Genomic DNA, 11,843 nt, shown 5'->3' on the forward strand with positions numbered 1-11,843 from the left:
ACGATCGAGACGGCGCCGGCAGGCAAACGACTTCTGCTGAGCTGGAGGGAAAAAGATGGCCCCCCGGTCACGCCGCCGGTACATAGGGGATTTGGATCGCGGGTGCTCGAGCGTGGTCTGGCCCATGAACTGGAGGGCACGGTGCATCTGGACTACCGGCCGGATGGACTCGTCTGCACGATGGACATTCCCTTACCAGGAGGAGCTCGTGCTGGATAAATTGCTTTCCGGTCGGCGGGTTCTCGTCGTCGAGGATGAAATGCTGGTTCTTATCATGATTGAAGACATGCTTGCCGACCTCGGATGCCAGTCTGTGACCGCTGCCGCGACGGTCGATAAGGCCCTCGCCCTGATCAATACCCAAGTCTTCGACGTCGCCCTGCTGGATGCGAATCTGAATGGCAACGATAGCCATCCCGTTGCGGAAGCGCTCTCCGCACGCGGGGTTCCGTTTGTCTATTCGACCGGCAATACCAGTCAAAACATCAGAGACAGCTGCTCCGACCGGCCCGTGCTGAAAAAGCCATTCAAATATGAAGAGCTGGCCGCGATACTCGCCGGCCTCAAGCTCGCGCCGATCGAACGGTAATATCGCCTGTTGAGTAGTTGGCGGAAACGCAAGTCGGTCAGGCGGTCCAGGCTGGATATTGACCAATCCGGCCTGGCTAGCTGTATTCATGCGTACACGCCCGGACTCGCCGGCGCTTGCGTGACGGCGCGGGCGTTCCTATCTACTCGTGCTGGCCCCTCAGCGGGCTGAAGCCCCCGCGTTATCCTTCCCCCCACATTTCGGATTCAGACCTTCAAGCCCCGCATGACTCCCATCATATCCGTTGCAAACCTGTCCAAGACCTACGGCTCCGGTTTCAGGGCGCTGAACGATATCAATCTCGAAATCCGGCGCGGCGAGATCTTCGCGCTGCTGGGGCCGAACGGCGCCGGCAAGACCACACTGATCAGCATCATCTGCGGCATCGCCAATCTCAGCGCGGGCAAGGTCACCGTCGACGGGCACGACATCAATGCCGATTATCGCGCCGCGCGCTCGCTGATCGGGCTGGTGCCGCAGGAACTGCATACCGACGCCTTCGAATCGGTGTGGGCGACGGTAAGTTTCAGCCGCGGTCTGTTCGGCAAGCCGAAGAACCCCGCGCATATCGAGAAAGTGCTGAAGGACCTTTCGCTGTGGGACAAGAAGGACGCCAAGATCGTCACTCTGTCCGGCGGCATGAAGCGCCGGGTGATGATCGCCAAGGCTCTCTCGCACGAACCACAGGTGCTGTTTCTCGACGAGCCGACCGCGGGCGTCGATGTCGAACTGCGCAAGGGCATGTGGGAAGTGGTGCGAGCGCTGCAGGCCAAAGGCGTCACCATCATCCTCACCACCCATTACATCGAAGAGGCCGAGGAGATGGCCGACCGCATCGGCGTGATCAACAAGGGCGAGATCATCCTGGTCGAGGACAAGGCCGGGCTGATGCAGAAGCTCGGCAAGAAGCGGCTGAAGCTATATCTGCAGCAAAAGGTCGAGGCGATCCCGCCTGCGCTCGCACCCTATCATCTCGAACTGTCTGGCAGCGGTTGCGAACTCACCTACAATTACGACACCAAGGGCGAACGCACCGGCATCACCAGCCTGCTCAGCGATCTCAGAAACGCCGGCATCCGCATATCGGATCTCGACACCTCGCAGAGTTCGCTGGAAGACATCTTCGTAAGCCTGGTGAGGGCGCCATGAATTTCAGAGCGGTCCGCGCGATCTATCTGTTCGAGATGGCGCGCACCTGGCGCACGCTGCTGCAGAGCATCGTTTCGCCCGTGGTGTCGACGTCGCTGTATTTCGTGGTGTTCGGCGCCGCGATCGGCTCGCGCATCACCTCCGTCGAAGGCGTCAGCTACGGCACCTTCATCGTGCCGGGGCTGGTGATGCTGTCGGTGCTTACGCAAAGCATCGCCAATGCCTCGTTCGGCATCTACTTCCCGAAATTCGTCGGCACCATCTACGAATTGCTGTCGGCGCCGATCTCGTATTTCGAGATCGTGCTCGGCTATGTCGGCGCGGCCGCGACCAAGTCGATCATCCTCGGCCTGATCATCCTGTTAACCGCCGGTCTGTTCGTGCCGCTGCAGATTCACCATCCCGTATGGATGCTGACGTTTCTGGTGCTGACCGCGGTGACCTTCAGCCTGTTCGGCTTCATCATCGGCATCTGGGCCGACGGTTTCGAAAAGCTGCAGATGATCCCGATGCTGGTGGTAACGCCTCTGACCTTCCTCGGCGGCAGTTTCTATTCGGTGAACATGCTGCCGTCGGGCTGGCGCACCATCACCCTGCTCAACCCCGTGGTCTATCTGATCTCGGGCTTCCGCTGGAGCTTCTATGAAATCGCCGACGTCAGCGTCGGCGTCAGCGTCGGCATGACGCTGAGCTTCCTCGCGGTGTGCATGGTCACGGTATGGTGGATCTTCAAGACCGGATACCGGCTGAAGAACTGACGCGCGAAAGCGCGTCATCCCGGGGCGCGCATTAGCGCGAACCCGGAATCTCGAGATTCCGGGTTCGTCGCTGCGCGACGCCCCGGAATGACACTGACGAAAATCTACCGGTAGCAGTGGAAATGATCGTAGCGATCGTAGAATCCGCGGCAGCGATAGCCGCGTCGGTAGCCGCGATCCGGAATCCCGAACACGCCCTTGACGGCGCCCATCGCACCACCGACGCCGGCGCCGACCGCGCCGCCCACCACGCCTCCGACCGGGCCGGCCGCCCGGTTGCCCTCGTAGGCCCCCTCTTGCGCGCCGCGCACGATGCCCTGCGCATGCCCGAATTGGGGGATCGCGAGCAATGCAAGAGCAATTGCCGCCGCCGCAAAGTAGGATTTCATGGCTAAACCGGCCGGCAGCGTCGCTGTCCTGGCCCTCATCGGCGTTTTCATCTGGATTCCTCGATAGCCAGCCGCGATCGGCCGGCGGGATTATGTAACGCCGATGTGACGAAAAGGTTGCATGGCTGCGGTGAATCCGGGACGACCGCGGGCGTCGAACCCATCACGAAAAATTTGCGCCGGGCTGGCTTGCGAAACCGCGTCTCCGCCTTGTTTGCGCCCTACCGCCTATTAACGATGCCGCGCGGCCCGCTGGAACAAAAGCCGAATTTCTGGCATATAGATGCGGGGACGGTGAGAGTGGCGCTACTATCAAGGCGTTGTAGTCAAAGGCCCGGAGGCCGAACTTAACATGCGTTGCTTCCTCGTTGCCCTCGCAGGCCTGATGCTGTTCGCCCTAGCCGGCAACGCGCAGGCCAAGATCGCCATCGCCGTCGACAAGGACAATCAGATGATGACCGTCGCCGTCGACGGCGTCACGCGCTATCACTGGCCGGTCTCGACCGGCAATCCTTCGCACGAGACGCCGAACGGCAGCTTCCGTACCTTCCGGATGGAAGCGGACCACTTCTCCAAGGAATTCGACGACGCGCCGATGCCGCATTCGATCTTCTTCACCCGGGAAGGTCACGCGATTCACGGTACGGGGTCCGAGGGCCAGCTCGGCGCCCCCGTATCCCATGGCTGCGTGCGGTTGTCGCGCGCCAACGCCTCGACGCTGTATGCGCTGGTGGAAGAGCAAGGCGTGCTCAACACCACCGTGACGCTGACCGGTTCGTCGCAGGTAGCACTGGCGCGCAACCCGCCGCGCAACCGCTCCAATACCGCCGTCGCGCGCCGCGACCCCGCCGATCCATATGCGCAGCAATATAATGCCGCCGGCGATCCCGTCGTGCTGACACCGCAGCAGCCGGCGCAAGCCCAGTATCCGCAGGAGCGGACCGACGACGGCTACATCTACCCGGCCGACGGCAGTTCGGACGGCGCGCGCTACCCGGCGCCGCCCTCCAGCCGGCGGCTCTATGGCGCGCAGGCCAATCCGCAGCAGCAGTACTACGACAATCGCGGCTATGCGCAGCCACAGGTCTATGCGCCGCGGCCGTATTACCAGCAGCGCGGGCTGTTCACCTATCAGGACTGAGGCGCCGTTCTTTTCGTCTGGCTGAGGGGCCCGCATCGGAGGCGCCACGCCGGCGCTCGCATCGCTCTTAGTCGACCCCCCGATACATCCGCGGCCGGGCCCGGACGGGATCGAGCAGCGACCAGTCGCCCTGCTCCACCACGTGTCCCCTGGGGAAAGGCGGGCGCGGCTCCAGGCCGAGCGAGCGCATCACCCGATCGTCGCGGTAATAGCAGAGCAGCACCACGCGAACGAGCGCGGCCAAGGGCGCGCCGCCGGCTTCGCGAAACGTCGCGGCTACCTCAACGCGGCGCGCCGGCTCGAGATCGGCAAAGGCACCCCCGGCCAGCCGGACGAGATGCGCCAGCGCCTGGCAGACATCGTCGCGGTCGCGCTCGAGGCTGCGCAGGATGTCGCTGAAGATGCGTTCGTCGTCGGCGCCCGGCACGCCATAGCTGGCGCTCGGCGGGATGATCGCGCCGGCCAGCGCGCGGAAGTCGCGGATTTGTTCGGCGGTGAGGTCAGGGGGTGCCATGTCGTCGCTCTCAGTCGAATAGATTGGCGAGGCGCTGCTTGATGCTGTCGGCGATGTAGAGCGCCAGCGCCTGGATGGTCGAGGTCGGGTTGACGCCGCCCGACGTCACCCAGATGCTGCCGTCGACGATGAACAGGTTCTTCACGTCGTGGCAGCGGCCCCATTCGTTGACGACCGAACGTTCGGGATCGGTGCCCATCCGCGCGGTGCCGAGCAGGTGCCAGCCACCGTTCAGGATCGGGCTCTCGACGCAGATATTGCCGGCGCCGGCGGCGGCCAGTATTTCCTTCGCGCGCGCGATGCCGTGGCTCATCATTTTCTGGCTATTGGTGCTGATGGTGTAGTCCAGCTTCGGGGCGGGAATGCCGTGACTGTCCTTCAACGCGGGATCGAGCGTGACGCGATTGTGCTCTTCGGGAAGGTCCTCGCATATCGCCGAAAGCCCGATGCGGCGGTTGACGAGTTTGCGGTAGGCCGCGTGATGGTCCTCGCCCCAGGGCAGCCGTCCCGCATTGGCGCTGACGATCGCTTCCAGGATGGCGCCGACACCGCGGCCGAACTGGAAGGTATAGCCGCGCACGAAATCGCGGTTGGGATCGGTCTCGTAGAATTCCTGGCTCCACAGGCATAGCGGCGGACCGTGATTGCCGTCGAGCGGCTCGTCGACATACCCATAAGTGAGGGCATAGGGGTGGAACATCAGGTTCTTGCCGACCAGCCCCGAGGAATTGGCGATGCCCTTGGGGAATTTCGCCGACACCGAGTTCAGCATCAGCCGCGGCGTGCCGACGCCGTTGCAGGCGAGGATGACGACCTCGGCGGCCTGGAAGTGCTCCTTGCCCTCGGCGTCGTAATAGATCACGCCGGCGGCCATGCCGTGTCCGTCGACGGTGATCTCGCGTACCCGGCAGCGCGTGCGCAGCTCGACGCCGGCGCGGATCGCGAGCGGCCAATAGGTAATGTCGGTCGAGGCCTTCGCTCCTTGCGCGCAGCCCGGCGTGCAATGGCCGAGGTTGATGCAGCGCGCCCGTCCCTCGTAATCGGTGGTTGCGATGGTGGTGTCGGACGGCCACCAGTGCCAGCCGAGCTGGTTCATCGCCTTGCCGAAGCGGGCGCCGGACTTGCCGAGCGGCAACGGCGGCATCGGCGGCGCTTTCGGCGGATAGGCGGGATCGCCGGCGAGGCCGGAGACGCCCATCATGCGGTCGTTCTCGGCGAAGTACGGCTCCAGCGTGGCGTAGTCGATCGGCCAGTCGTCGGCGACGCCGTCGAGCGTGCGCACCTTGAAGTCGGACGGATGCAGGCGCGGAAAATGCGCCGTGTACATGATGGTGCTGCCGCCGACACCGTTGAAATTGACCACCTTGATCGGCGAATTGGCGTCGTTGATCGGATAGTCGGTCGGCCGGGCGCGGCGGTTGGGATTGATGGCGAAATCGCTGAACAGCCGCGCCTCCCAGTCGCGGCCGTTGCTCGGGTAATCCGTCGGCTTCACCCAGTCGCCCTGCTCGAGGCAGAGGATCCGCATCCGGGTATCGGCAAGGCTCCACGCCACCGCCGCGCCCGATGCGCCGGATCCGATAATCAGGACATCGACTTTATCGTGCATCGGATTCCCCCCAGGTCCCCAGGCCCTATTGTTCGCCGTCGCGCAGCCGCCGGTAGACGGCGCCGAGCACGTTGGAATAATCGTCGGTCCAGACCCGCTGGTTCTCGTCGGCTTCGGTTAGCGCCCACACGTCCGACGACGCCAGCTTGCCGACATCGGCCTCCTCGCGCGCGCAGACTACCACCGAGGTCGCGAAGATATACTCGTTGTCGCGGTTGGAATCCTCGCTGTAGACCCAGCTCTTGAGGTCGTTGGCGTCGGCGATGCCGACGATGACGCTGGCCAATTCCAGATGTCGGTTGGAGACGTGCATCACCACCGCGCCCTGCGGCGCCAGCTTGTCCTTGTAGATCGCCATCGCCTCTTCGGTGGCGAGATGGATCGGGATCGCGTCCGACGAATAGGCATCGACGATGATCAGATCGTAAACGCCGTCCGGTTCGCGCGCGAAGGTCAGCCGCGCGTCGCCGATCACCGGCTTCAGGTCCGGCGCGCAATTCTGGATGTAGCTGAAGTATTTGGGATCGCGCGCGGTGTCGACCATGGTCTGATCGATCTCGAAGAATTTCCAGGTCTCGCCGGGCTCGGAGGCGCAGGTCAGCGTTCCCGCTCCAAGCCCGATCACCGCGACGCGCAGCGGCGCGCGCTTGCGCTCGCGCACCGCCGTGATCGCCTGCCCGATGCCGCCGTCCTTTTGGTAGTAGGTGATCGGCTCGGGCCGGCCGGTGACCGGCGTGCCGTCATCGTTCTGGAATTTCTGCGCGCCGTGAATGGTCGTGCCGTGCATCAGCACATGGTACTGGCCGTGCGGCGTCACCACGATCTTGTGGACGCCGAAGAAGCTGCGCACGGTTTCCACCCGCCCGTCATCGGCCGGATAGGCCCGGATCAGCACCAGCGCCACCGCGACCGTGGCAAAGATCTTCCAGCGGTCGGCGTTCAGGCCGAGCGCGAGCAATGCCGAGAGCACGCCGACCGCGCCGATCATCCAGACCCTGTTGTCGTCGAGCCAATGCATGATGTTGCCGTCGGACCAGGACGGCGCGATCAAGCCCACCGCGAGCACGGCGAGGAACGGCCAGTACCAGGCGCTCCAGCGGGGAAACCGCTCCGCGCCACCGGGCGGGCGGCACAACGCCGCCAGCGCGAGCAGGACCGGGTATTCCGCGACCCAGGAAAACGCGAATGGTGCGATTAGTCCTGCGAACAAACCGCCGACCATGCCACCGAACGACAGCGCGACATAGAAGCCGGTGAGATATTTCGCCGCCGGGCGGGTGCGCGCGAGCTCGCCATGGCAGGCCATCGCGATGACGAAGAAACAAAGCTGGTGGCCGCCGAGCGTCAGCAGCAGGTTCTGTTCGCCGCCGACAGCGAGCAGCACGATCACGCCTGTGATCGCCAGGGGCTGCAGCAGCAGCATCCATTTGTGCGGCAGCAGCGGGCGCGACTGGAACACCAGCACCCAGGTCAACAGATAGATCGACAGCGGCAGCACCCACAATAATGGCGCCGCCGCGACGTCGGTGGAGATATGCGCGGTGACGGCGATCAGGAGGCCCGACGGGACAGCGGCGAGGAAGATCCAGCGCGCGCGCAAAATCCACGGCGGCGCAGGCGCGTCGGCGTCCTCGGCGGCCGTATCGGCCACAGCCATCACCGGCGAGCGCAGCAGCAGCACGGCGCAGCCGGCGATCAGGACAATCAGCAGGCCGTAACCGCCGGTCCAGATCAGGTTCTGCGTGCGCAGCGTGAACATCGGCTCCAGCAGCACCGGATAGGACAACAGCGCCAGGAAGCTGCCGATATTCGAGGAGGCATAGAGGAAATAGGGATCGGGACCGCTGGGATGGCCGGTCCGGAAGAACCAGGCCTGCAGCAGCGGATTGTTGGCCGCAAGCGCGAAGAACGGCAGCCCGATCGAGACCGTGAACAGGCCTAACAGCCAGAACGCATAGCCCGATGTCGGCGGCTCGCCCCACCCGCTCGCGATCGACAGCGGCAGCGACAGCAATGCGATCACCAGCAGCACCAGATGGATCGCCGCCGGAAGCCAGCGGGTGCGGATTTGCGTCAGATAATGCGCATAGGCATAGCCCGCCAGCAGCAGCGACTGGAAGAACACCATCGCCACCGACCACACCGCGGGCGAGCCGCCGAGCCGCGGCAACACCATCTTGGTGAACAGGGGCTGCACCGAGAACAGCAGCAGCGCGCTGACGAAGATCGCGGCCGTGTAGACGATCAGCACCAGCCGGTTTCGGCTCGCGGAAGGCTGGTCCGCGAGAACGGACGGATCAGGTGAACCCATGGAAACTCCGGCATGACCCCGGCGGCCGCCGGGATTCCGGCCAAGCGCGCCGGAGCGGCAATGGAGCATATGCCAACCCGGCGGGCAATGCAGGACGCGGAATCGTCACTTCGCGCTGGGCTGATACAACCATCTTCGCTAAGGAAGAGTCGGAAAACACAAAAACGTCATTCCGGGGCCCGCCGAAGGCAGGAGCCCGGAATCCCGAAATTGTCCTGCGACCTCCCATCTCGAGATCCGGGTTCATCGCTGCGCGATGCCCCGGAATGACTGGCAGGATCAAACCTTCTTGAAGCGGACATGACAGAGACGGATGTTGTCATCATCGGCGCCGGGCATAACGGCCTCACCTGCGCGGCTTACCTTGGGATGGCCGGCCTGCGCGTGAAAGTGGTCGAGCGCCGCAAGGTGGTCGGCGGCGCGGCGGTGACCGAGGAATTCCATCCCGGCTTTCGCAATTCGGTCGCGGCCTACACCGTCAGCCTGCTCAACCCGCAGATCATTGCTGACCTGAAGCTGCATGACCACGGCCTGAAAATCGTCGAGCGCCGCGCCCAGAATTTCCTCCCCGCCCCCGATGGCAGCTATCTGCTGACAGGCGAAGGCCGCACCCACCAGTCGGTGGCCAAACTCAGCGAGCGCGACGCGCGCCGGGTCGATACGTTCAACCGCGAACTCGAAGTAATCGCCGACGTGCTCCGCGCCTTCGTGCTGCGCGCGCCGCCGAACCTCGTCGACGGCTTTGGCGCCGGTGCGATCCGCGAAGCCTTCAACGCGGTCGGCACCGCCAACATCCTGCGCAGGCTGACGCTGGAGCAGCAGCGCTCGCTGCTGGATCTGTTCACGCGCTCGGCGGGCGAAATGCTGGACGATTTCTTCGAGAGCGATCTGGTCAAGGCGCTGTACGGGTTCGACGCCATCGTCGGCAACTACGCCAGCCCGTACGCCGCGGGGTCGGCCTATGTGATGCTGCATCATGCGTTCGGTGAGGTGAACGGCAAGAAGGGCGTCTGGGGCCACGCCATCGGCGGCATGGGTGCGATCGGCCAGGCGATGGCGCAGGCCGCGCGCGGGCATGGCGTCGAGATCGAACTGAATGAGGGCGTGCGCGAGGTGATCGTCGAGCGCGACCGCGCCACCGGAGTGATCCTCGACAATGGCGAGACCATCCGCGCCAAATACGTCGTCTCCGGCGTCAATCCGAAACTGCTGTATACGCGGCTGGTGGCGGCGGATGCGCTGCCGGGCGAATTCCTCGACCGCATCAAGAACTGGCGCAACGGCTCCGGCACTTTCCGCATGAACGTGGCGCTCAAGGCCCTGCCCTCCTTCGCCGCGCTGCCCGGCCCGGGCGATCATCTCTCCGCCGGCATCATCATCGCCCCGAGCCTGAACTACATGGACCGCGCCTGGCAGGACGCGCGAACGCAGGGCTGGAGCCGCGAGCCTGTGGTGGAGGTGCTGATCCCCTCGACGCTCGACGACAGCCTCGCCCCGCCGGGCGAGCATGTCGCGAGCCTGTTCTGCCAGCACGTCGCGCCGCAGCTGCCCGACGGCCAATCCTGGGACGACCATCGCGAGGAAGTCGCCGATCTCATGATCGCGACCGTGGACAAATACGCGCCGGGTTTTGCGTCCAGCGTGATCGGGCGGCAGATCCTGTCACCGCTCGATCTGGAACGCCAGTTCGGCCTGCTCGGCGGCGATATCTTCCACGGCGCGCTGACGCTGAACCAGTTGTTCTCGGCGCGGCCGATGCTCGGCCATGCCGATTATCGCGGGCCTCTCAAGGGTCTCTACCACTGCGGCAGCGGCGCGCATCCCGGCGGCGGCGTCACCGGCGCCCCCGGCCACAACGCCGCGCACGTGATTTTGCGGGATCACCGCGCGCTGTTCAAGTGAGCGGGCCGACGGGCACGGATTGCGACCAGCCGTCAGAACCGTTGCATGATTTGAAAGCGGTAGTAGTCCATATCGCGCCCCTTGGCGGCCTTGATGTAGTCCCCGGCGAACGTGTGAGAATAGATGCCGTGAAGCTGCAGAAAAGGTGAGAGCTCCCAGGTGAAGGCCAGTTGGCCGATCTGAGCGACGTTCACCGCCTTCGAGCCGGGAGCCGTGATGATCGTGCCGGGGGGACCATAAACCGAGTCCGCGAGACTGGCTCTGGAAACCCAGTTCCAGCTGGCGTCAAGCATTGGACCGTTCGGCACGTAAACCTGCACGTAAGGCTGCAGATTTATGGTGTTTGACAGAGACAGCAACGACATTTCCGTGATCTCGCTGGCGGCGGGATAAGGGGCCGCGAAGGTCCTGAATGTCGGGTCCTTCAGGTTGCCGTCGCCTGACGCATAGTGCGTTCGTACACCAAGCCGCGGCGTGACGCCTGCGGCTTCGAAGCCTCTGCTGACCTGACCGTAGAGGCCCCATGCCGATATGTCGGCCCGGGCGAATTTGCCGAACTGGTTGGCGCCTTCGATCACGTAGTCGAGTGTCGCAAACTTTCCGGCGACGCGGCCGCCTGCGGTCCAGCGATCCTCGCGTCCGGTTCCCCGCGCGTAAGTGACGCTATCCTGCTCACGGCCAAGCAGATAAAGATCGATCGTGGCCGGAAACCCCTGCGGTTGCTTTGCCCGCAAATAGGTTCCGCGGAAGAATTCGGAGGTGGACGTCATGTCGTCGAACGGACCCGGATAGATCGCAACCGGACGAGCCGCAAACGAACGCAGGATGTAGGTGTCGTCCCGGTACTCGAACAGGGCGCCGTCGAAGGATCGACGGAGGTTGGTGGGATCGCGTACCGCCATCCAGCGCGTCGGGCCGAGCCAGAGCTCCTGGCGCCCGACCCGTAGCGTCGTCGTGCTCCTGTCGACCGGCAGAATAAAATCGACGAAGGCCTGACGCAGATCCGGCGAGCTCTGGTCGTAGGCCCGCTGAACCGGACGGCCTTGTTCGGCAGCCGCATCGACTTGCGCGAACGCCCGGAAATATTGCGTGAGGTGCAAGTCGCTGTGCAGAAACAGGCGCTCCTGGTTGGAGCCGAAGGCCTTCCCGTTCGCCGTCAGCCCAAACAGATAGGGATCATAGCCGTCAAAACGGTAGCGAGCCTCACCGCCGATGCTCAGGTAGTTCTCGGGCGCCCCGCCCAGATAAATGTATTTGAGCCGCTCGTAGTCGGTCAGCGGTCCGGTCTTGCGGGACAGCCAGAGATAGTTTTCCTCCCACCGATAGAGCCGAAAGGCGATCGCCTCCTTGGGGCGAGAATCGTCACCGGTCGATTCCTGCGCATGCGAAGGCTGAAGGGCGAGAACGCCAGCCGTCGCGCAAATCAGACCGACCCGGATCGCGACGCGGCATGCCCGGCGCATCGAACGTTTCTCCCCCTA

The 11,843-nt window shown here is 64.2% G+C and carries 10 protein-coding genes and 1 pseudogene; 6 read left to right on the forward strand and 5 right to left on the reverse strand.

Features of this window, described 5'->3' with window-relative positions; all coding sequences use genetic code 11:
* The 4 genes and pseudogenes from QZ213_RS15855 to QZ213_RS15870 all read left to right on the forward strand — a co-directional run.
* Positions 1-219 (forward strand): annotated as a pseudogene (locus QZ213_RS15855) (histidine kinase); the annotation flags it as partial.
* Positions 209-589 (forward strand): response regulator, encoded by a 381-nt coding sequence (locus tag QZ213_RS15860; protein ID WP_291687033.1) that lies wholly within the window; start codon positions 209-211, stop codon positions 587-589. The pseudogene QZ213_RS15855 and the gene QZ213_RS15860, both read left to right, overlap by 11 nt.
* 225 nt (positions 590-814) lie before the next feature.
* Entirely contained in the window at positions 815-1,738 is a 924-nt protein-coding gene (locus QZ213_RS15865) for an ABC transporter ATP-binding protein (RefSeq protein WP_291687034.1), read from the forward strand.
* The gene (locus QZ213_RS15870) at positions 1,735-2,496 is read left to right on the forward strand and encodes an ABC transporter permease (RefSeq protein WP_291687035.1); all 762 of its coding nucleotides are present in this window, start codon (positions 1,735-1,737) and stop codon (positions 2,494-2,496) included. The genes QZ213_RS15865 and QZ213_RS15870 overlap by 4 nt, the downstream gene beginning before the upstream one ends.
* Before the next feature lie 104 nt (positions 2,497-2,600).
* Here the strand turns inward: QZ213_RS15870 and QZ213_RS15875 are convergent, their stop codons facing one another.
* Positions 2,601-2,936 carry a hypothetical protein gene (locus QZ213_RS15875; protein WP_291687036.1) on the reverse strand — a complete coding sequence of 112 codons (336 nt, stop codon included), beginning with the start codon at positions 2,934-2,936 and terminating at the stop codon, positions 2,601-2,603.
* Positions 2,937-3,237: 301 nt separating this feature from the next.
* On the opposite strand from QZ213_RS15875, the gene QZ213_RS15880 reads away from it, so the two are divergent.
* Positions 3,238-4,026 carry a L,D-transpeptidase gene (locus QZ213_RS15880; protein WP_291687037.1) on the forward strand — a complete coding sequence of 263 codons (789 nt, stop codon included), beginning with the start codon at positions 3,238-3,240 and terminating at the stop codon, positions 4,024-4,026.
* A gap of 67 nt (positions 4,027-4,093) precedes the next feature.
* On the opposite strand, the gene QZ213_RS15885 is transcribed toward QZ213_RS15880, so the two are convergent.
* From QZ213_RS15885 to QZ213_RS15895, 3 genes are read right to left on the reverse strand one after another with little or no spacing between them, the layout of a single operon-like run.
* Positions 4,094-4,540 carry a hypothetical protein gene (locus QZ213_RS15885; protein ID WP_291687038.1) on the reverse strand — a complete coding sequence of 149 codons (447 nt, stop codon included), beginning with the start codon at positions 4,538-4,540 and terminating at the stop codon, positions 4,094-4,096.
* Positions 4,541-4,550: 10 nt separating this feature from the next.
* Positions 4,551-6,149, reverse strand: a complete 1,599-nt coding sequence (locus QZ213_RS15890) for a GMC family oxidoreductase (protein WP_291687039.1) — start codon at positions 6,147-6,149, stop codon at positions 4,551-4,553.
* Between the two features lie 25 nt (positions 6,150-6,174).
* Positions 6,175-8,460, reverse strand: coding sequence for a fused MFS/spermidine synthase (locus QZ213_RS15895; protein WP_291687040.1), 2,286 nt, complete (start codon positions 8,458-8,460; stop codon positions 6,175-6,177).
* A gap of 300 nt (positions 8,461-8,760) precedes the next feature.
* Here QZ213_RS15895 and QZ213_RS15900 point away from each other — a divergent pair, with 300 nt between their 5' ends.
* Positions 8,761-10,362: an NAD(P)/FAD-dependent oxidoreductase gene (locus QZ213_RS15900; protein ID WP_291687041.1), complete on the forward strand. Its 1,602-nt coding sequence runs from the start codon at positions 8,761-8,763 to the stop codon at positions 10,360-10,362.
* 32 nt (positions 10,363-10,394) lie between these two features.
* On the opposite strand, the gene QZ213_RS15905 is transcribed toward QZ213_RS15900, so the two are convergent.
* Positions 10,395-11,825: an alginate export family protein gene (locus tag QZ213_RS15905; protein WP_291687042.1), complete on the reverse strand. Its 1,431-nt coding sequence runs from the start codon at positions 11,823-11,825 to the stop codon at positions 10,395-10,397.
* Positions 11,826-11,843: the final 18 nt, after the last annotated feature.

This window comes from Bradyrhizobium sp., assembly GCF_017881085.1.
Classification (GTDB): Bacteria; Pseudomonadota; Alphaproteobacteria; order Rhizobiales; family Xanthobacteraceae; genus Bradyrhizobium.